Source organism: Lactobacillus sp. ESL0701 (assembly GCF_029433445.1).
In the GTDB taxonomy this organism is placed as follows: Bacteria; Bacillota; Bacilli; order Lactobacillales; family Lactobacillaceae; genus Lactobacillus.
In genome coordinates, this window is sequence record NZ_JAQTIC010000004.1 from 60,075 (window position 1) to 81,522 (window position 21,448).

A 21,448-nucleotide genomic window follows, 5' to 3' on the forward strand; every position below is an offset into this window, starting at 1 on the left:
TTTTTCGTGACTGATAAAAACAAACTTTTTTTACACCTTTTGGAACAAATTCATTTTCCTGAGCAATTTGCAGATAATGATTTGCTTCAAAAAGGTGAAATTGAGAACGTGGATGTATACGCTAAGGAACATAAGTGGAATATCCATGTTCTTTTTAATACGCCGTTAAAATTTGAAACTTATGCAGCTCTGAACAAGGCAATTGACGCAAGTTTTGCTTCATTTGTCAAAACGCGTTTGTTTGTCCGTACTCAAGATGGTGCTGATGATTATCTGACTGATTATTGGCGTTACGCGGTTCAAAATTCACAAATTTTACAGCCAGTTGCGCGTGAGTTTATTTCAAGCCATAAGCCTAAAAAAGAAGATGGGCGTTGGATTATTCCCGTTGATAATCTAGTGGTTGATGGCTTAATTGAGCAAAAATTCTTGGATCAGTTAGCTGAAGAAATGCGCGACTTTGGTTTCTTTAACCTAAAATTTGTAACGCAGTTGGATGAACAAAACACGCAAAGTAATTTGGCTAGCCTGCAGCAATTGCAGGAGCAGCATGAACAAAGTATGCAGGAAGCGTATAATGCTGCACCACCTAAAGAAAAGCCGAAACCGCAAGCTTATCCAACAAAAAAGACGCGCTACGGCAATCGCAAGCTGGATGAAAGTCTACCAATCACGCAAATTAAGGATGTCGTTGATGGCACTAGAAATGTTGTGATTGAAGGTAATATTTTTAATACCGAAAGTCGGGAATTAAAATCTGGCGCAATTATTTTTACTGGTGAAATTACGGATTATACTGATTCGATTTCTTTTAAGAAGTTTGTGTCTGACAAGGATCAAATTAAAAGTGTTGCGGACTTGAAGCCCGGCACTTGGGCTAAGATGCAGGGGTCAGCTGCCGACGATCAGTGGCAGCATGACGTTGTGTTCAATATTTCTAGCTTTGAAGTAGTCGAACATGTTGGTCGAACGGAAGAATATCAGGGCGATGAAAAGCGGGTTGAATTGCATCTTCATACTAATATGAGCCAGCTTGATGCTACGAATACGGCAACCGACTTTATTTTAGCTGCTAAAAAATTTGGCCAAAAGGCAATCGCCATCACTGACCATGCCGATGTGCAGTCCTTCCCCGAAGCTTATAACGTTGGTAAGAAAAACGGGATTAAGATTGTTTACGGCGTTGAAGCCAACATGATTGATGATCATGCTTTATTGGTACTGAATCCAGCGCCAATGACGTATGAAAACCGAGAATTTGTCATTTTTGACGTGGAAACGACCGGTTTATCATCGGTTTATGACACGATTATTGAAATTGGTGCCGTCAAGATGAAAGACGGTGAAGTCATCGATCGGTTTGATAAATTTATTAATCCGCACCACCCATTAAGTGAACAAACGATTAATTTGACTTCAATTACCGATGATATGGTTAGTGCAGCTGATGATGAAGCGGTTGTCATCAAGCAATTTCAAGATTTTTATGGTGACAGGCCGTTATGTGGACATAATGTTCAATTCGACGTTGGTTTTGTCAATGCAGCATTAAGACGAACTGGTCTTGAGGAAATTACCCAACCAGTTGTTGATACATTGGAAGTGTCGCGCTTATTGCATCCAGAGCAGACAAGGCACACATTAGATTCGCTGGCTAAGAAGTACAATGTTGTGCTGGAACACCACCACCGCGCTAATCAGGATGCCGAAGCAACAGGTTATTTGATGTTTAAACTGCTTGATGCCTTTAAGGTTAAGTTTGACGAAGATGACCTAGGTAAGATGAATGATTATGCCGCTCGCGGTCAAGTCTTTAAGCGGGCGCGACCGTCACACATGACAATTCTAGCCAAAAATCAGGCGGGTCTTAAAAATATGTATCGGCTAATTTCGATTGCCAGTACTAAAGACTTTTACCGAATACCGCGAACTCCAAAATCTGACTTAGCCCAATATCATGAAGGCTTACTATATGGTTCTGGTTGTCTGCAGGGTGACGTTTTTGTGGCGATGATGCAAAAAGGTTATGATGAGGCACGTAAAAAAGCCAAGTTCTATGATTATCTTGAGGTTCAACCACCGGCAAATTACGCGCAGATGATTGCGGATCATTTAATTAGTGATGAAGCTGAACTAGAGGAAATTTTAACTAATATCTATAAGCTGGGGAAGGAATTAGATAAGCCAGTTGTGGCTACGGGGGATGCTCATTATGTTGAAGAACATGATGCCATTTACCGTACAATTTTGATTTCTGCTCAAAGAAGTAACCCAGACCGGAATAAACCGCAGCCTGACCTGCATTTTTATAGTACGCAGGAAATGTTAGATGCTTTTAGTTTTCTGGGTGAAGCTGCTGCTAAGGAAATTGTCATTACTAATCCAAACAAGATTGCGGCGTTAACTGAAGAAATCGCGCCAATCAAGGATGGTCTGTTCCCACCGCATATTGATAATGCTGATGAGGAAATGAAACGGCTGACTTACGATAAGGCTTATGAACTTTACGGTAAGCCACTACCTAAAATTGTTCAAGACCGGTTGGAAATGGAATTAAATTCGATTATTTCTAATGGTTATGCGGTTATTTATTTGATTTCACAGCGCTTGGTTGCCAAGTCGAATAAGGACGGTTACTTGGTTGGTTCGCGGGGTTCTGTTGGTTCAAGTTTAGTTGCAACAATGTCTGGGATTACGGAAGTTAATCCACTGGCGCCGCATTATCGCTGTCCACAATGTAAGTACTCCAAGTTCTTTGAAAATGGTGAATATGGTTCAGGCTATGACTTGCCTGATGATAAGTGCCCTAAATGTGGTACAGAATTAGTCAAAGATGGGCAAGATATTCCGTTTGCGACTTTCTTAGGTTTCCATGGTGACAAGGTTCCTGATATCGATTTGAACTTTTCAGGTGACTATCAGCCAGTAGCACATAACTTTATTCGGGTTATGTTTGGACCGGATAATTCTTATCGTGCGGGAACAATCGCGACTGTAGCAGACAAGACCGCTTATGGTTATGCCAAGCACTATGATGAGGAAAAAGAGCTTAACTTACGTAGTGCTGAACTTGACCGGTTGGCAGCAGGAGTCAGTGGGGTTAAACGGACCACTGGGCAACACCCCGCGGGAATTGTTGTTGTTCCCGATGATATGGACATTTATGATTTTACGCCGGTTCAATATCCAGCTGATGATGTGCATGCAGCTTGGCTGACCACCCACTTTGATTTCCACTCAATTCACGATAACATTTTAAAATTTGATATTTTGGGTCATGATGACCCAACAATGATCAGAATGCTTCAAGATTTGTCGGGGATTGATCCCTTAACGATTCCGCCAGATGATCCTGGTGTGATGTCGCTGTTTTCTAGTCCTAAGATTTTGGGCGTGAAGCCGGAACAAATTCAATCAGAAACAGGAACATTAGGTGTTCCGGAATTTGGTACCAGATTTGTTCGGGGGATGCTTGAAGAAACAAAGCCGACGACGTTCTCTGAATTATTACAGATTTCCGGCTTGTCACACGGGACGGATGTATGGCTGGGCAACGCTGAAGAACTAATTAATGATGGAACTTGCAAGTTAAAAAATGTAATCGGTTGTCGGGACAACATCATGATGGATTTAATCCACTGGGGTGTTAAGCCGGAAGTTGCGTTTTCAACAATGGAATCGGTGCGTCATGGTCGCGGAATTAGCGATGAGGATATGGCCGTTTTGAAGAAAAATGACAAGATTCCAGATTGGTATATCCCGTCATGTCTTAAAATCAAGTACATGTTCCCGAAGGCACACGCGACAGCTTATATCTTGATGGCGCTCAGAATTGCTTGGTTTAAAGTGTATTATCCTGAAATTTATTACACGGCTTACTTTTCTGTACGTGCAGATTTATTTGACTTAGTTGCCATGAGCCATGGCAAAAACACGGTCAAAAAAGCAATGGCTGATATTCAGAATAAGGGTAATGATGCTTCTGCTAAAGACAAGAGTCTATTGACAGTATTGGAAATTGCCAATGAATGTTTGGAGCGGGGAATTAAAATTAAGATGGTTGACATCAATCAATCAGAAGCAACTAATTTTAAAATTCTCGATCAACATACAATTTTGGCACCATTCAATGCCGTACCGGGATTGGGTAACAATGCGGCTAAGCAGATTGTTGCTGCTAGAACGGAACAAAAATTCTTATCAAAAGAAGATTTATCTAAACGAGGCAAAGTTTCGCAAACAATTATGGATTATTTGGAAGATAATGGGGTTTTGGAAGGAATGCCCGACCAAAATCAGTTATCATTATTTTAATTAAAAAGGTGCTTAGCTTTTGCTAAGCACCTTTTTGCGTTAAGAGTAACTTTAAGGAGGTTGAAGAAAAATGTTATCAATCAAAGAAGCAAAGCAGATTATCGAAAATTTTGCTAATTCAAACAACAATACTCAAGCTTTAACGACTAAGCGGTCATTTTTTACAACCAAAAAGATTGCCAATCAGATTGCTTTTCCTAATCAAAAGCAGCATTGGCTGGATTATTTGACTGAAATAGAGCAGAAAGATGGACCTGAAAAAGATTTTAAGTATGCTTATAACCACGTTCACTGTGCGCCGATGCTGTGCTACTTGGCTAATCAATTGAATATTAAGACTGAAAAGGCCGAAAAAGACATTGCCGACCAGCACTTGCAAATGATGAGTGAAGCTAAAAAGTTCCGCGATAATTATCTTTCATATTCAGATGTCGAAGCGGCAATGAATAAATTACTTGGACGTTAAACTCAAACTGCCAAAAAAGGCGTTTAGTGGCAATAATTTGTTCTATTAATTGTGATTACTGCCAAAATATGATATAGTAAATAAGAAGTTCGGATAATTAATTCGAGTGAGCAGTTTTTTGCTCACTCTTTTTATTACGGAGGAAAATATTTGGCGAAAGTTACAGATCTTGTTCTTACAGAAATTGAACCGATAATTGCGCAGCGCAGCGATGAATTGGTGGACATTGAATACGTAAAAGAAAAAGGCCAAAATTATTTAAGAATATATGTTGACCGTGAAAACGGAATTGATATGGATGAAATTGTTGGGCTTAGTGAATTAGTTTCAGCTAAACTTGATGAGATTACGCCTGATCCATTCCCAGAACCTTACGTTTTAGAAATATCTTCACCCGGTGTTGAACGACCAATTAAGACGAAAAAGGATTGGCAAAAAGCACTTGATAATTATATTCACGTTGGTCTTTATCAAAAGATTGATGGTGAAAAGAATTATGAGGGAACGCTCAAATCATTTAATGATGATGAAATCGAGTTAGAAATAAAGATTAAGACGAGACGGAAACGATTAACTATTCCTCGCAAGTTGATTGCAAATATCCGTTTTGCAATTGAATTTTAGAAAGGCTGATTAAACTTATGTCTAAAGAAATGCTAGAGGCGTTTGCTACTTTAGAGAAGACAAAAGGTATCAAGCAAGACGTTATTGTCGAAGCAATTAAGGCAGCTCTTGTTGCTGCTTATAAAAAGAACTATAATCAAGCTCAAAATGTTGAAGTTGAATTTGATGAACGTAAGGGTAACTTTAAGTTACTAGCAGTTAAAACTGTTGTTGATGAGGTTCATGATGAACGCCTTGAATATAGTTTAAAGGATGCTTTAAATATCAATAAAGCTTATGAAGTTGGTGACGAAATCCGTTTCGAAGTTGTACCTAAAGACTTCGGTCGAATTGCTGCGCAAACAGCTAAACAAGTAATTATGCAGCATTTGCGTGAAGCAGAACGCAATCACATCATTGATGAGTATTCACAATACGAGGATGAACTGATTACTGGTACGGTTGAAAGACGTGATAATCGCTTCGTTTATGTTAAAATTGGTAATGTTGAAGCTGTTATGCCGCATAATGACCAAATGCCTAACGAAACTTACAATCCTCAAGACCAAATCCGTGTCCTCGTGACTCATGTCGGTTCTGACGCTAAAGGTGCACAAATTACAGTTTCACGGACTGCTCCTGACATGGTTAAGCGTCTATTTGAGCAAGAAGTACCTGAAATTTTTGACGGTACCGTGGAAATTGTTTCAATTGCACGTGAAGCTGGCGATCGGACCAAGATTGCAGTGAAGTCAAACGATCCTAACATTGATCCTGTTGGTACTTGTGTTGGTCAACGTGGCGCACGGGTTCAAAATGTGGTTAATGAACTTGATGGTGAAAATATTGATGTCGTTAAATACGAAGAAGATCCGTCAGACTTTATTGCCAATGCATTAAATCCAGCTGAAGTAATTGCTGTTCAATTTGGTGATAATGAAGATGAGAAGAGTGCGCTGGTAATCGTTCCTGACTATCAATTATCACTAGCAATTGGTAAAAAAGGTCAAAACGTTCGCTTGGCTGCACGTTTAACTGGCTACAAGATTGATATTAGACCAGAATCTGAAGTTGAATTCGTTGATGAAAGCAGCAAGGCTGCCAATGAAGACAATGAGGCAGCTGCAGAAACTGAAATTGCCAATGCAGCTGATGAAAATACTGAAGATGTAGCAACCGAAACTGTTGCAGAAGAAGTCGAAGCTACTGATGATAATTTAGAAGCTGAAAATACTGCACAAGAGCAAGCAGATATAACTGAAACTGAGTCTGAAGAAGAATCAGACGAAGAATAAGTCTAGGGGTGAGTTCTTTTGAAAAAAAGAAAAATTCCAATGCGGAAAGATCTATTAACTGATACGATGCAACCCAAAAAAGAACTGGTCCGGATTGTGATTGACAAGGACAAAAATGTCACAGTTGATCCCAGTGGTAAAAAGCCAGGTCGTGGAGCTTATGTATCGTTAGATCCAAGTAAAATTAAATTTGCACAAGAAAAGGGCGTCTTAGAACGAAGTTTAGGGGCTAAAATACCAGATTCGTTTTATGAAGAGCTTTATTCCTATGTAGATCATCAAAAGGCAAGAAAAGAATTGTTTGGTGATAAATAGATTTGCAAAATAGACAAAAAGCATTAAATTTGCTGGGGCTGGCACAAAGAGCTGGAAAATTAGTTTCTGGGCTTGAGATTGTATTAGTTGGTCTTAAAGCAAAGCAAATAAAGGTAGTTATTTTGGCTAATGATAGTCATGCCGATACAAGTGAGAAGATCACTAGAGCAGCTGAGCAGAATAACGTTCAAGTTATTACTGAATTTAACAGCGATGAGATTTCACATGCAATTGGTAAAGAACGCAAAGTGTTGGGCTTAACCGATGCGGGTTTTTGCAAGGCATTAGTACAAAAGATTAATGAAGGAGTGTGATTGGATGGCTAAAAAAAGAATTTACGAAATTGCAAAAGAATTAGACATCGATAATAAAGTTGTGGTTAAAAAAGCAAAGGACCTCGGCTTTGATGTTACAAATCATATGTCATCACTAGAAGATTCACAAGTAAGTCAATTAAAGGGTAGTTTCCATAGCTCCGCTCCCGCTAAAAAGCAAGAGAAGACTGCTAAGAAGAGCAGTAAAATCAAGGTTTCTGTTAATTCTATTCGTAAAAACGAGAAAAAACAGGATGGCGAAACTAGTAATAAAGCTAATAATCACCATAAAGGTAACCGTCGCTCAAATAATCGCGATGATCGCAATCGCCACTCGCAAGAACGTAATCAGGATCGCCGCTCGAATAATACTAGCGCTCATTCTGCAAAGCCAGCAGCACAAGACTTACTTAAGCAGTTAAAGCAAAAGCAGCGTGTTGAACAAAGTAGTTTGAATAAGCAAGCTGATCAGGCACGTAAGGCTTATCATGAGCACTTGCAAAATCCTAAGACAACTACTGAAGCTAGTGATCAGGCAACTGCAGCTAAACCAGTTGCTAAGCAAAAGACAACTGAAACAAAAGTTATTGGTCCGAAGATTATTAAGCCTTCGCCAGCACGAATGAAGCAAAATAATGAACCAGCTGCTAAACAACAGCATGCAGTAACTGCTAATAATGCCGGTCCTGAACCAGTTAAGGAAGAAAAGCGTCGTGGTAATGGATATACTTCACGTAATTCTGGTAAACCTGGTCGTAAGGGCAAAAATCAAGTTTTTGGTGGTGGCAATAATAACCATTCTGACCGTCAAGAAAGACGTAAGCGCAAGAATAAGCGTCGTCAGGTAGAACAAACACCTAAAAAGCAGCCTACTCAGAGAAAAGAACGACCATTACCAGAAACTTTGGTATATGAAGTTGGGATGAATGCTCAAGATTTAGGTAAAATTTTACACCGTGAACCAGCAGAAATCGTTAAGAAATTATTTATGCTGGGTGTAATGACCAACCAAAATCAATCCCTTGATAAAGATGCGATTGAATTAGTCGCTGCTGAATATGGGATTAACGCCGAAGAAAAGGTTCACGAAGATATTTCTGATATCGATACTCTTTACAGCAAGCGAATGGAAGCTTCTAAGGAATCGAAGAACCAAATTAAGCGTCCACCAGTTGTTACGATTATGGGTCACGTTGACCACGGTAAAACAACTTTGCTTGACCGGTTGCGTCATACTCACGTTTCAGCTCATGAAGCCGGCGGAATTACCCAGAAGATTGGGGCATACCAAGTTCATGTTGACGATCACTTGATTACCTTCTTGGATACACCAGGACATGCTGCCTTTTCAAACATGCGTGAACGTGGGGCTGAAATAACTGACATCGTTGTCTTGGTTGTTGCTGCTGACGATGGTGTTATGCCGCAAACAATTGAAGCCATTGATCACGCTAAGAGTGCCAAGGTGCCAATCATTGTTGCAATTAACAAAATGGATGCACCAGGAGCCAACCCTCAACACGTTACCGAACAGTTGATGAAATATAATTTGATTCCAGAAGATTACGGTGGCGACACAATCTTTGTTAACATTTCTGCTAAAACTGGTGATAATGTTGATGAATTATTGCAAATGATTTTGCTGCAAGCTGACATGATGGAATTAAAGGCTGATCCTAAGCAACAAGCAATCGGTACGGTTGTTGAAGCCCGGCTTTCTCGTGGCCGCGGTCCAGTTGCCGACTTACTGATTCAACAGGGTACCTTGCATACAGGTGATCCAATCGTTGTCGGTAATCGCTTTGGTCGTGTTCGGGTAATGACTAACGATCGTGGTCGGCAGATTGAAAAGGCGACACCTTCAATGCCAGTTGAAATTACTGGGTTGAATGATGTGCCTGAATCTGCTGATAAGTTAGTTGTCTTTGACGATGAAAAGACTGCTCGTAGTGTTGGTGAACAAAGAGCTCAACAAGCATTGCAACAATCACGTGAAAATGTCCAACATATTACTTTAGATAATCTCTTTGATACAATGAAGAGAGAAAACATGAAGGAAGTTGACATTGTCTTAAAGGCTGATGTTCAAGGTTCAGCAGAAGCTCTGCAACAATCACTTGAAAAGATTGAAGTTGAAGGTGTTCGGGTTAACATTATTCACTCCGGTGTTGGTGCCGTAAATGAATCAGATGTTACCCTAGCTGGTGCTTCTAACGGCTTTATTATTGGGTTCAATGTTCGTCCAACTGCAACTGCTAAATCACAAGCAGAAGCTGATGGCGTTGATATTCGCCTTTACAGCATTATTTACAAGGCAATTGATGACGTGAAGGCCGCTATGCAAGGTATGCTGGAACCAACTTATGAAGATAAGGTTGTTGGTAACTTGACTGTTCGTGAGACTTGGAAAGTTTCTAAGGTTGGGACAATTGCTGGTTCCTTTGTTGATTCAGGTTATGTTACTCGCGACTCTAGTGTTAACTTAATTCGTGACGGTGTTGTAATTTACTCAGGTAAGGTTGCATCACTTAAGCGCTTTAAGGATGATACCAAGATCGTTAAGCAAGGATTTGATTGTGGTTTGACAATTGAAGGCTACAATGACATTAAGATTGGCGATCAGCTTGAAGCAATTGAGCAACAAGAGGTTAAGCCTAATTAGTAATTTTACTGGGAGGAAAGTATGAAGCACAGAATTGGTCGTGTTGAAGGAGAAATCCTCCGTGAATTAACCAAAATTTTGCGGAAAAATATTCGTGATCCGCGTGTCAATGATGTTACAATTACTGCGGTTGAATGTACTAATGATTTATCATATGCAACTATTTATTACAGTATTCTCTCTGAGAATCCTAAAAAAGAAGAAGAGGTTGCGGCCGGCTTAGAAAAGGCTAAAGGAATGATGCGGCACTTGCTCGGGCAAGTTCTGACGGTTTACAAAGTTCCTGAATTGATTTTTAAGCGCGACAACTCTGTTAAATATGGTAGTAAAATTGATAAGTTAATTGCTGATTTAAAAAAGCAAGAAGCAGATCGCAATAATTAAAAAGAGCGCCTTTGTGGCGCTTTTTTAGTGAAAACAGGTTTTAAAAAATGTTAAACGGAATTTTAGTAATTGATAAGGCCAAGGGAATGACGAGCGCTGATGTCGTGTACCATTTGCGTAAGACCTTGCACATCAAAAAAATTGGTCATGCTGGAACGCTTGACCCTGATGTTACTGGTGTATTGCCAATTGCAATTGGTCAGGCAACTAAGCTGATTGAATTAATGCATACCCAAAACAAAAAGTATGAAGGTACTGGTATTTTGGGCTATGCTACTGATAGCTATGATATTAGTGGCAAAACTTTGGTAACTAAGAGAGTAGCTGAACCAATTGCAGCAAGTGCAATTGAGCAAGGGATGCAGTCATTCATTGGTAGAATTGAGCAGGTACCACCAATTTATTCAGCAGTACGTGTTAATGGCAAACACTTATATGAATATGCGCGTGCGGGAATTGAAGTTGAACGACCTAAAAGACAGGTTGATGTTCTAGCTTATGATTTAACAGGGCAGCCAACTTTTGATCTTGAAAAAGGTCAAGAAGAATTTAGTTTTGCAATTGAATGCAGTAAGGGGACGTATGTACGTTCATTAGTTAATGACTTAGGGCAGAAGTTAGGTGTTCCAGCTGTTATGAGTAAGTTGCGCCGGACAGCCAGTTCAGGATTTGACCTTAATCAGGCAGTTAGTTTGGATGAAATTATTGCCGATCCAGCAAAAGCTGAACAACTAATCCAACCGATTGATGCCTTTTTTAAAGATTATCCGCAGGTTGACTTGACTACCAGTCAGTGGCTAAAAGTGAAAAATGGCGCGGCAATTGCTTTAGAAACTGATGCAAATAAGGTGGCATTACGATACAATAATAAGGTTAAGGCAATTTATCAAAAGGATGCAGAAAAGTACCGTCCCGACTTGATGCTCTTGCAAAATGAATAGGTGAAATGAAGGTCTTATTGTGCAAATTATCCATTTAACTTATCCAGTTAAAGAAAATTTAATTCCAAGTAAAATCGTGTTAGCTTTAGGCTTTTTTGATGGTGTTCATCGCGGGCACCAGCACTTGATTGAATTAGCGCGTACAACAGCACGCGAAAAGCAATTGCCACTTGTCGTAATGACATTTGACCGGCATCCAAAAGAAGTTTATCAAAATTCAAAGGTTGTTTATATTGATAGTCTAGATGAGAAGGCTTATAAGATGGAACAATTGGGTGTTGATTACCTACTTGTGATGCATTTTAATGCTGGCTTTAGTAAATTGTCAGCACAGGAATTTGTTGATCAAATTATTGTTCGCCTCAAAGCGGATACTGTTGTTGCCGGCTTTGATTACACTTATGGTCCCAAAGACATTGCTAACATGAAGAATTTTCCTAAATTTGCTAAGGGCAGGTTTAAAATTATTGATGTGCCAAAGCAAACTTATGATGGTCAAAAAATTGGTTCAACGGAAATTAGACGAGCAATTAGTAGCGGTGATATGAAGTTGGCAGCACAACTTTTAGGTTCACCCTATGTGATGTCTGGCATTGTCGGTCACGGTTTACGTAATGGTCACAAGCTGGGTTATCCAACTGCTAATTTGGTTTGGACTGAGAACAAGGTTTTACCTAAAGTCGGCGTTTATGCGACTAAAACAAACATTGGCGGTAAATGGTATGATTCCATGACCAGTGTGGGCTATAACGTTACCATTAATGAAGGCAAGCGTATTTTTATTGAATCTAACCTGTTTGGCTTTGATCAAGAAGCATACGGGGAAAAGATGATTATCAAATGGTATAAGTATACGCGACGCGAAATTAAATTTGCTGATCTCGCAGAATTAAAAAAGCAAATGGCGCACGATGAAGCAGAGGTAAAGGCTTACTTTGCTGACAAATAAAGACTTCCACCTACCTTAAAAAGTAGGTGGAAATTTTTAATTGCTGGAAAATGTAAATATTTTTAGCACTCGGCTTGACTTTCTGCTAAATGCTAGTATCATAATAATTGTTAGCACAAAAGATATGAGAGTGCTAAAAGTGAGGGCGATATTTATGTTGACCGAGCGTCAAGAACTTATTTTAAAAACAATCATTAACGATTTTACACAGACTCATGATCCAGTAGGTTCAAAGACGGTAATGAGTCAATTACCGATTAAAGTATCGAGTGCAACAATCAGGAATGAGATGGCTGTTTTGGAAGATCAAGGGTTGATTGAGAAAACTCATTCTTCTAGTGGACGAGTTCCTTCTACTGAAGGTTATCGCTATTATCTTGATAATCTAGTTGAGCCATTGCAGATTCCCGAATCTGTTTACACTAAAATTATTAATCAACTTGACCGTCCGTTTCACCAAGTAAATGAAATTGTTCAGGAAGCCGCTAGAATCTTATCTGATTTGACTAACTATACAGCTTTTGCGGAAGGACCAGAAAGTCGCGATGTGACCGTGACGGGTTTTCGTATTGTGCCGCTGGTTGGTCGGCAAGTAATGGCAATTTTGGTTACCAGTGATGGCAGCGTGCAAAATCAGGTTTATCACTTACCACGCAATATTCATGGTGATGAAATTGAAAAAGCCGTTCGCATGATTAATGATGAACTGGTTGGTAAGAGCTTAGCTGAAATTACGCCGGAGATGCTTAATAAAGCTTTAGGCAAAAATGCCAACAGTAAGCATGCCAGTGAGCTGATTGAGTTAGTTGAAGATGTCATTAACGATGCTGCCAGTGAACAATTATATGTTGACGGTCAGATCAATTTATTGAATAATTCTTCGACTAATGATGTTTCAGATATCCGTTCATTATATGAACTGGTTGACCACGATGATTTGCTTGCAAATCTTGAAGCCTATAAGCCGACTTCCAATTCAGGGCGTTTTCCTGTTAGAGTTAGCTTGGGTTCAGAATTACCAAACGAGTTATTAAAGGATTATAGTCTGTTAACTGCAGAATATAGTGTTGGCTCCCATGGCAAAGGTATTATTGCCTTGCTGGGTCCAACTAATATGCCGTATTCACAAGTAATTGGCTTGCTTGAATATTTTAGAAATGAGCTTGCGAAAAAGTTGCTTGAATACTACGGTCGATTTAAATAAAGGAGGTTAGCTGTGAGTAAAAAAGATTTTCCTAGTGAAAAAGATTTAGACCAAACAGAAGCAACTGCTGAAAACTTAGAAAATGAAACAAAGTCTGAGGCAAATGAGCAGTCGGCTGAAGCTAACAAACAAGAAAAAACACCAGAGCAAGAACTTCAAGAAGAATTAACTAAGGCACAAGCTGATAGTAAAGATTTTGAAGATAAGTATTTGCGTAGTCAGGCAGAAATGCAGAATATGCAAGGTCGTTATAATAAAGAACGGGCTCAATTAATTAAGTATGAATCACAATCTTTGGCTAAGGATGTTCTACCAGCAATGGATAATTTAGAACGGGCTTTAGCTACTAAGGTTGATGATGAAGCATCTAAGCAACTGAAGAAGGGTGTGCAAATGACACTTGATTCTTTAGTTAAGGCCATGAAAGATCACGGAATTAGTGAAATTGAGGCTGAAGGTGTTAAATTTGATCCGACACTGCATCAGGCTGTACAAACAGTTGCAGCCAGCAGCGATGATCAAAAGGACCACGTTGTCCAAGTTTTACAAAAAGGATATCAATATAAAGACCGGACATTAAGACCAGCAATGGTTGTTGTTGCACAATAGTGAAAGGATGTTAATCAATGTCAAAAGTTATCGGAATCGACCTCGGAACGACTAACTCAGCAGTTGCCGTTCTTGAAGGAAAAGAACCAAAAATTATTACTAATCCAGAAGGTAACCGGACTACACCATCAGTAGTTGCTTTTAAAGACGGTGAAATTCAAGTCGGTGAAGTTGCCAAACGTCAAGCAATCACTAACCCAAATACTGTTATTTCAATTAAGCGTCACATGGGTGAAGAAGATTACAAAGTTAAAATTGGTGACAAGTCTTACACTCCTCAAGAAATTTCAGCAATGATTTTGCAATACATTAAGAAATTCTCTGAAGATTACTTAGGTGAAAAGGTTACTGATGCAGTTGTTACTGTTCCAGCATACTTCAACGACGCACAACGTCAGGCTACTAAAGATGCTGGTAAGATTGCTGGTTTAGACATTAAGCGGATTATCAACGAACCTACTGCTTCTTCACTTGCTTATGGTCTTGATAAAGATGCCGAAGATGAAAAGGTCTTAGTTTACGACCTTGGTGGTGGTACCTTTGACGTTTCTGTATTGCAATTAGGTGATGGTGTCTTCCAAGTATTGTCAACTAACGGTGATACTCACCTTGGTGGTGATGATTTTGATAACAAGATCATGGATTGGCTCATCCAAAACTTCAAGGATGAAAACGGTGTTGACTTAGCTAAAGACAAGATGGCTTTACAACGGTTAAAGGATGCTGCTGAAAAGGCTAAGAAGGACTTGTCTGGTGTATCATCAACTCACATTTCCTTACCGTTCATTTCTGCTGGTGAAGCTGGTCCATTGCACCTTGAAACTGACTTAACTCGTGCTAAGTTTGACGAATTAACTAGTGACTTGGTTGACCGTACTAAGGTTGCTTTTGACAATGCCTTAAAGGATGCTGATTTAACAGTTAACGACATTGATAAAGTTATTTTAAACGGTGGTTCAACAAGAATCCCTGCAGTTCAAGAAGCTGTTAAGAAGTGGGCTGGCAAGGAACCTGACCACTCAATCAATCCTGATGAAGCCGTTGCCTTAGGTGCTGCTATTCAAGGTGGGGTTATCTCTGGTGATGTTAAAGACGTTGTCTTGCTTGATGTTACACCATTATCTCTTGGTATTGAAACCATGGGTGGTGTCTTCACTAAGTTAATTGAAAAGAACACAACTATTCCAACTTCTAAGAGTCAAGTCTTTTCAACTGCCGCAGATAATCAACCTGCCGTTGACGTTCATGTTTTACAAGGTGAACGTCCAATGGCTCAAGACGACAAGACTTTAGGTCGTTTTGAATTAACTGATATTCCTGCTGCACCTCGTGGCGTCCCACAAATTCAAGTTACATTTGATATCGATAAGAATGGTATTGTTAATGTTTCTGCTAAGGATATGGGTACTGGTAAGGAACAAAAGATTACCATTAAGAGTTCATCCGGTCTTTCTGATGAAGAAATCAAGAAGATGCAAAAAGAAGCCGAAGAACACGCTGAAGAAGACAAGAAGAAGAAGGAAGAAGTTGACTTACGTAATGAAGTTGACCAATTAATCTTCTCAACTGAAAAGACCTTAAAAGAAGTTAAGGATAACGACAAGATTTCTGAAGATGACACCAAGAAGGTTCAAGATGCCCTTGATGCTTTGAAGAAGGCTCAACAAGATAATAACTTAGATGAAATGAAGTCCAAGAAGGATGAATTGACTAAGGTTGCTCAAGATTTAGCTGTTAAATTGTACCAAGCAAATGGTGGTGCTGACGCAGCTGGTCAAGCCGGTCCACAGAACCCGGGTGCACAAGACGGCAATGCAAGTAATGGTTCTGCAACTGACGGTGAATTCCACAAAGTAGACCCAGATAAGTAAAGGGTTTATAATTAAATAAATTAGAAAAGAACTGCCACAAAAGTAGTTCTTTTCTTTTGGAAAGTGAGGAGCTTTTAATAGATGGCACAAGAAGATTATTATAATGTGCTAGGCGTTGATCGTAATGCCAGTGATAAAGAAATTAACTCTGCTTACCGTAAATTAGCTAAGAAGTATCACCCAGATTTAAATCATGAAGCTGGGGCTGAAGAAAAGTACAAAGAAGTCAACGAGGCCTATGAAGTTTTGCACGATAAGCAAAAACGGGCTCAGTATGATCAATTTGGTTCTGCTGGTGTCAATGGTCAAGGCGGCTTTGGCGGTGGTGCTGGTCAAGGTTATGGCGACTTTAGCGGCTTTGGTGATTTTGGCGATATTTTCAATGATTTCTTTGGCGGTGGCGGCGGTAGTAGCCAGGCTCAAGCCAATCCGACTGCTCCAAAGCGTGGTCAAGACCTAGACTACACGTTAACAATTGACTTTATGGATGCAATTACGGGTAAAAAGACGCAAGTGTCTTATACTCGCAGTGAAACTTGTTCTACTTGTCAAGGGACTGGTGCTGAAAAGGGCACGCACCCAATTACCTGTGATAAGTGTCATGGTTCTGGTTATATGACTGTGACCCAAAAGTCGATGCTCGGAATGATTCGTCGTCAGACAGTCTGTGATAAGTGTCATGGTAAGGGTGTCATTATTGAACACCCATGTCAAACCTGTCATGGTAACGGAACTGTCGATGGTAAAAATACTATTGAAGTTAATATTCCTGCAGGTATCGATAATGGTCAACAGTTACGTTATGACGGTCAAGGTGAAGCCGGTAAAAATGGTGGACCTTACGGTGACTTGTACATTAGTTACCGAATTAAGCCATCCAAAGACTTCGAACGTAGTGGCAATACAATTTATACCACTGTACCAATTTCGTTTGCTCAAGCAACTTTGGGAGATGAAATTGATATTAAGACAGTTCACGGTAAGAGTAAGCTGAAGATTCCTGCTGGTACGCAACCGAATAAGAAATTTACGTTGCGCGGCGAGGGTGTACCATATTTGCGCGGTAATGGTAACGGCGACCAAATCACAACCGTTCAAGTACAAATTCCAGAGTCAATTAACGAAAAGCAAAAAGAAGCATTAGTTGACTTTGTCAAGGCTGGTGGTGGTTCAATTACCCCACAAGAGAAGGGCTTTTTTGAACGTTTAAAAGAAAAATTGAAGTAATTAGTTAAGAATCCTATATTTTAGGATTCTTTTTCTTTTAAAAAATTAGTGGAGTCCCTAATTAATTTCAACTGCTCTTGCGAATTTGCTATAATAATAGAGATAGAATAAAGGGTGCAAATAATTTATGGACATAAAAAAATTACAAGATTATCAAAAACACATTCGCAACTTTTCAATTGTTGCCCATATTGATCATGGTAAGTCAACAATTGCTGATCGTATTTTGGAACTGACCGATACGGTTTCGGAGCGACAACTAAAAAACCAAATGCTTGATGACATGCCTTTAGAGCGGCAACGCGGGATTACCATCAAGATGAACTCGGTAGAAGTTAAATATCACGCCCAAGGCGGTGAAGATTATATTTTTCACTTGATTGATACTCCAGGACACGTTGACTTTTCGTACGAGGTGTCACGTTCACTTGCGGCCTGTGAAGGGGCATTATTAGTTGTTGATGCTTCACAAGGAGTCCAAGCACAGACTTTAGCTAATACTTATTTGGCTATTGACAATGACTTGGAAATTCTCCCGGTAATCAATAAGATTGATTTACCATCAGCTGATCCAGAACAGGCTAAGGAAGAAATTGGGGAAATGCTTGGTCTTGATGCTTCTGATGCTGCGGAAGTTTCTGGTAAAACAGGTCAGGGAATAGCAGATATGCTTGAAAAGGTGGTTAAGGAAATTCCTGCACCAGCTGGCGATTTAACAGCGCCATTAAAGGCTTTGATTTTTGATTCAAAGTATGATGATTATCGCGGTGTTGTATTGTCTGTTCGCGTTGAAGAAGGGACAGTTAAACCGGGCGATCAAATTGAAATCATGAACACTGGCAAAAAGTATGAAGTAACTGAAGTTGGAGTTACTAGTCCGCAGCCAGTTAAGAAAGATATTTTAATTGCTGGGGATGTTGGTTACTTAACGGCTAATATTAAATCGGTTCGAGAAACGCGAGTCGGAGATACGATTACTTCGGCAGAACAGCCAACAGCAGAACCATTACCGGGTTATCGGCAAATTCCACCAATGGTTTATTCAGGGATGTATCCGGTTGATAATGCCAAGTACGATGATTTAAAAGAAGCCTTACAAAAATTGCAATTAAACGATGCCGCTTTGGAATTTGAACCAGAAACTTCAACGGCATTAGGATTTGGTTTTCGGTGTGGCTTTTTAGGGTTACTGCACATGGATGTGGTTCAGGAGCGGTTAGAGCAAGAATTTGATCTTGACTTAATAATGACGGCACCATCAGTTGACTACCATGCAATTATGAATGATGGTTCGACTAAGATAATTGATAACCCATCTGATTTGCCATCTGCTGGTGAATATCGGGAAGTGCAGGAGCCTTATGTTAAAGCTGAAGTGATGGTACCTAATGACTTTGTGGGACCAGTCATGGAGTTATGCCAGCGTAAGCGCGGTGAGTTTGTGACGATGGACTATCTGGATAAGTATCGCGTAAACGTGATTTACAACATGCCGCTTGCAGAAATCATCTATGACTTTTTTGACGATTTAAAGTCTTCAACCAAGGGTTATGCTTCACTTGATTATGAAATTACCGGGTATCGTGCTACTGACTTAGTTAAGATTGATATTTTACTTAACAAGCAAGCAATTGACGCGCTGAGTTTTATTGCTCACCGTGATGAAGCACAAAAGCGGGCACGACAAATGACCTCAATGCTTAAGAAATTAATTCCGCGGCAAAACTTCGAAGTTGATATTCAAGGAGCCATTGGCGCAAAAATCATTTCGCGGGCGACGGTTAAGCCATACCGCAAAGATGTTACTTGGAAAATTCATACCGGTGATCCCGATCGTCGTGCTAAATTGCTTGAAAAGCAAAAGCGTGGTAAAAAACGGATGAAGGCTGTTGGTCGCGTTGAAGTACCACAAGATGCGTTTATGGCAGTCCTAAAGATGAACGATGATGATTTAAATTCAAAGTAAAATATTGAGGAGAAAACTTAATGATTGAGTGGAAACAACGTTCCGCTAAGGAGTTACCTTCTGAGTTAATTGAAAAATATCAACTTAGCCCAATTACGGCTAAGTTGTTTTCTTTACGTGGAATTAATACTGATGAGCAATTAGCTTTTTGGTTTAATGCGACTGAAGAAGATCTGGCTGACCCTAATTTAATGCATGACATGGCTAAGGCTGTTGACCGCATTACAAAGGCAGTTGAGCAGGGTGAAAAGATAACCATTTATGGTGATTACGATGCCGATGGCATTACGGCAACAACGATTATGATGGAAACATTGTCAATCTTAGGTGCGGATGTACATTACTTTATTCCTGATCGTTTTCGTGATGGCTATGGTCCTAATCTTGAGGCTTACCAAAAGATTGTCGAAGATGGTACTAAGCTCATTATTACGGTAGATAATGGGGTAACTGGCGTTAAGGAAGTTGCTTATGCTCAAGAACATGGCGTTGATACAATTATTACGGATCATCACACGTTCCAAGAAGAAGTTCCGGATGCTTATGCAATTGTGCACTGCAATTATCCGGGGCAAAAATATCCGTTTGATGACTATTGCGGTGCTGGTGTTGCTTACACGATTTGTCGTGAATTAATGCAGGAGCCAATGTCTGACTTATTAGACCTCGCCATGATTGGCACAATTGGTGATATGGTTAAGGTTTCAGGTGAAGGGCATATTATTGTTAAACGCGGGTTAGCAGCACTTAACCAAACACAGCGTCCGGGCTTGCGCGCTTTAATTAAAAATGCGGGTCTAAAGTTAGGCACGATTGATGAAACTGACGTTGGGTTCAATATTGCCCCAAGATTAAATGCTGTTGGTCGCCTTGCTAATGCTAGTTTAGCCGTTGAATTATTACTTTCTGATGATGAAAAACAAGCAAGACAGTTAGCCGATCAGGTTGAAGAATTAAATGATAGACGCAAGGAATTAACGGCGGCAGTTTATCAATCATGTATTGAGCAGATCAAGATTAATGGCTGGCAAACGAAGAATACCCTAGTAATTTACGATCCCGAATTTCACGAGGGTGTGCTTGGTTTAGTAGCTAATAAAATTGTTGAAAAGTTTCATAAACCGACAATTGTTTTAACTAAAAATGAAGCTGGAGTTGTTAAAGGATCGGGTCGGTCTATTTCAGGATTTAACTTATTTGACGCATTATCGCCGCTAAAAGAAAAACTGTTAACGCAATTTGGCGGGCATGATTTTGCTTGTGGGTTATCAATGACTGCTGACAAGGTTGATGCACTGCGGGATGCCTTTGAAGCTAGTTTTAAAGGTGCGCCTAATTTAGCGGTAGAACAGTATGATTTTGAACTGCCACTAGCTAAGCTGACAACTAATACGGCATCAGAGATTAACCTTGCTGGTCCCTTTGGCACGGATAACGTTAAACCCATTTTTAGTATTACTCATGCAGCCATTAATAATTTTGATTTTATGGGTAAAGATAAAACGCATATTCGTTTTCAAGCAGTAAAAGATGGCGGTAAGTTAGATGTTGTTGGCTTTAACAAGGAGTACATCACCCGCAATATATTACCATTTGTTGACCAGATTTTTATTCAGTTAGGACTTAATACGTACCGCAAGCAAACCAAGCTCCAAGGAATTATTGCTGGTATTATTTTTAAAGCGCCACAGCTGACTGTCCCAGCTCCCGTAGTTGATTTACGGCAAGAAAAGTACGTAATGGGTTTTGCCGACCGTTACCTATTGTTTGATGCCAAAAATCAGACGGTTGCTGCTAATAGTCTTGGAATAAATCCTGATAAAATCACTTTGGTAAGTGACTATCATGGTGACGGTGAAGTTGCGGCTTTAATCGATGTGCCACATAACCAAGCAGAACTAAATTTGGCCTTAACTAGTGATTATCAGCAGTTATATTTGCGCTTTTTATTGGACCAGCTACCAGTTGAGAGCATTCCTGCTAAGACAAATTTTGCTCGCGTTTTGAAGTATGTTTATGCTCATCCGGATTTATCACCAGCAAATTATCGTCAAGTAGCACCATTTTTAGGATTGGATTATAATAGTTTGTTGTTTATTTTACGGGTTTTCTTTGAACTTAACTTTGTTCAGCTGCAAGATAATCAGATTGTTGGGGTGCCTAATCCTACTAAAAAGCCGTTGTCTGCATCTAAGTATTTTACCGCGGTGACTTCACAAATCACTTTTGCTAGTGAATTAAGACAAATGCCGACCAATAAATTGTTAATGTATGTTAATCAACAATTGAAAAAGCGCTAATATCACGTTTTTAGTGCTTTTTATGGTT

The 21,448-nt window shown here is 39.7% G+C and carries 16 protein-coding genes; all 16 read left to right on the plus strand.

All coding sequences use genetic code 11. The features are described 5' to 3' along the window. Positions 1–6 precede the first annotated feature (6 nt). The gene (locus tag PT281_RS04235) at positions 7–4,314 is read left to right on the plus strand and encodes a PolC-type DNA polymerase III (protein WP_277152357.1); all 4,308 of its coding nucleotides are present in this window, start codon (positions 7–9) and stop codon (positions 4,312–4,314) included. 70 nt (positions 4,315–4,384) lie between these two features. Next, positions 4,385–4,780, plus strand: a complete 396-nt coding sequence (locus PT281_RS04240) for a hypothetical protein (RefSeq protein WP_277152359.1) — start codon at positions 4,385–4,387, stop codon at positions 4,778–4,780. A gap of 150 nt (positions 4,781–4,930) precedes the next feature. Beyond that, entirely contained in the window at positions 4,931–5,404 is a 474-nt protein-coding gene (gene rimP, locus PT281_RS04245; RefSeq protein WP_277152361.1) for a ribosome maturation factor RimP, read from the plus strand. Positions 5,405–5,421: 17 nt separating this feature from the next. Further along, positions 5,422–6,678: a transcription termination factor NusA gene (gene nusA / locus PT281_RS04250; RefSeq protein WP_277152362.1), complete on the plus strand. Its 1,257-nt coding sequence runs from the start codon at positions 5,422–5,424 to the stop codon at positions 6,676–6,678. Positions 6,679–6,696: 18 nt separating this feature from the next. Continuing rightward, the gene (locus PT281_RS04255) at positions 6,697–6,993 is read left to right on the plus strand and encodes a YlxR family protein (protein WP_277152365.1); all 297 of its coding nucleotides are present in this window, start codon (positions 6,697–6,699) and stop codon (positions 6,991–6,993) included. A gap of 2 nt (positions 6,994–6,995) precedes the next feature. Beyond that, positions 6,996–7,307 carry a ribosomal L7Ae/L30e/S12e/Gadd45 family protein gene (locus PT281_RS04260; RefSeq protein ID WP_277152367.1) on the plus strand — a complete coding sequence of 104 codons (312 nt, stop codon included), beginning with the start codon at positions 6,996–6,998 and terminating at the stop codon, positions 7,305–7,307. A gap of 4 nt (positions 7,308–7,311) precedes the next feature. Then, positions 7,312–9,969, plus strand: coding sequence for a translation initiation factor IF-2 (infB, locus tag PT281_RS04265; protein ID WP_277152368.1), 2,658 nt, complete (start codon positions 7,312–7,314; stop codon positions 9,967–9,969). A 21-nt stretch (positions 9,970–9,990) separates the two neighbouring features. Further along, the gene (locus PT281_RS04270; protein WP_277152370.1) at positions 9,991–10,353 is read left to right on the plus strand and encodes a ribosome-binding factor A; all 363 of its coding nucleotides are present in this window, start codon (positions 9,991–9,993) and stop codon (positions 10,351–10,353) included. A gap of 47 nt (positions 10,354–10,400) precedes the next feature. Further along, positions 10,401–11,294, plus strand: coding sequence for a tRNA pseudouridine(55) synthase TruB (gene truB / locus PT281_RS04275; protein ID WP_277152372.1), 894 nt, complete (start codon positions 10,401–10,403; stop codon positions 11,292–11,294). A gap of 19 nt (positions 11,295–11,313) precedes the next feature. Then, complete coding sequence (gene ribF / locus PT281_RS04280; protein WP_277152374.1) at positions 11,314–12,243, plus strand: riboflavin biosynthesis protein RibF; 930 nt, start codon at positions 11,314–11,316, stop codon at positions 12,241–12,243. A 154-nt stretch (positions 12,244–12,397) separates the two neighbouring features. After that, a complete protein-coding gene (hrcA, locus tag PT281_RS04285) occupies positions 12,398–13,447 on the plus strand; it encodes a heat-inducible transcriptional repressor HrcA (RefSeq protein ID WP_277152377.1) in 1,050 nt (349 codons plus the stop codon). A gap of 12 nt (positions 13,448–13,459) precedes the next feature. Next, positions 13,460–14,056 (plus strand): nucleotide exchange factor GrpE, encoded by a 597-nt coding sequence (gene grpE, locus PT281_RS04290; protein ID WP_277152380.1) that lies wholly within the window; start codon positions 13,460–13,462, stop codon positions 14,054–14,056. A gap of 17 nt (positions 14,057–14,073) precedes the next feature. Continuing rightward, positions 14,074–15,927 (plus strand): molecular chaperone DnaK, encoded by a 1,854-nt coding sequence (dnaK, locus tag PT281_RS04295; RefSeq protein WP_277152383.1) that lies wholly within the window; start codon positions 14,074–14,076, stop codon positions 15,925–15,927. An 81-nt stretch (positions 15,928–16,008) separates the two neighbouring features. Continuing rightward, positions 16,009–17,154, plus strand: coding sequence for a molecular chaperone DnaJ (gene dnaJ, locus PT281_RS04300; RefSeq protein WP_277152385.1), 1,146 nt, complete (start codon positions 16,009–16,011; stop codon positions 17,152–17,154). A gap of 127 nt (positions 17,155–17,281) precedes the next feature. Continuing rightward, complete coding sequence (gene lepA / locus PT281_RS04305) at positions 17,282–19,120, plus strand: translation elongation factor 4 (RefSeq protein WP_277152387.1); 1,839 nt, start codon at positions 17,282–17,284, stop codon at positions 19,118–19,120. Positions 19,121–19,143: 23 nt separating this feature from the next. Beyond that, positions 19,144–21,420, plus strand: coding sequence for a single-stranded-DNA-specific exonuclease RecJ (gene recJ, locus PT281_RS04310; RefSeq protein WP_277152485.1), 2,277 nt, complete (start codon positions 19,144–19,146; stop codon positions 21,418–21,420). The last annotated feature ends 28 nt before the right edge of the window (positions 21,421–21,448 follow it).

Excerpts from the sequence above, each read along its gene's own strand:
- PT281_RS04240 (WP_277152359.1), top strand. The coding sequence starts at position 4,385 with ATGTTATCAATCAAAGAAGCAAAGCAGATTATCGAAAATTTTGCTAAT.
- nusA (WP_277152362.1), top strand. The coding sequence starts at position 5,422 with ATGTCTAAAGAAATGCTAGAGGCGTTTGCTACTTTAGAGAAGACAAAA.
- infB (WP_277152368.1), top strand. The coding sequence starts at position 7,312 with ATGGCTAAAAAAAGAATTTACGAAATTGCAAAAGAATTAGACATCGAT.
- PT281_RS04270 (WP_277152370.1), top strand. The coding sequence starts at position 9,991 with ATGAAGCACAGAATTGGTCGTGTTGAAGGAGAAATCCTCCGTGAATTA.
- truB (WP_277152372.1), top strand. The coding sequence starts at position 10,401 with ATGTTAAACGGAATTTTAGTAATTGATAAGGCCAAGGGAATGACGAGC.
- hrcA (WP_277152377.1), top strand. The coding sequence starts at position 12,398 with ATGTTGACCGAGCGTCAAGAACTTATTTTAAAAACAATCATTAACGAT.
- dnaK (WP_277152383.1), top strand. The coding sequence starts at position 14,074 with ATGTCAAAAGTTATCGGAATCGACCTCGGAACGACTAACTCAGCAGTT.
- dnaJ (WP_277152385.1), top strand. The coding sequence starts at position 16,009 with ATGGCACAAGAAGATTATTATAATGTGCTAGGCGTTGATCGTAATGCC.
- lepA (WP_277152387.1), top strand. The coding sequence starts at position 17,282 with ATGGACATAAAAAAATTACAAGATTATCAAAAACACATTCGCAACTTT.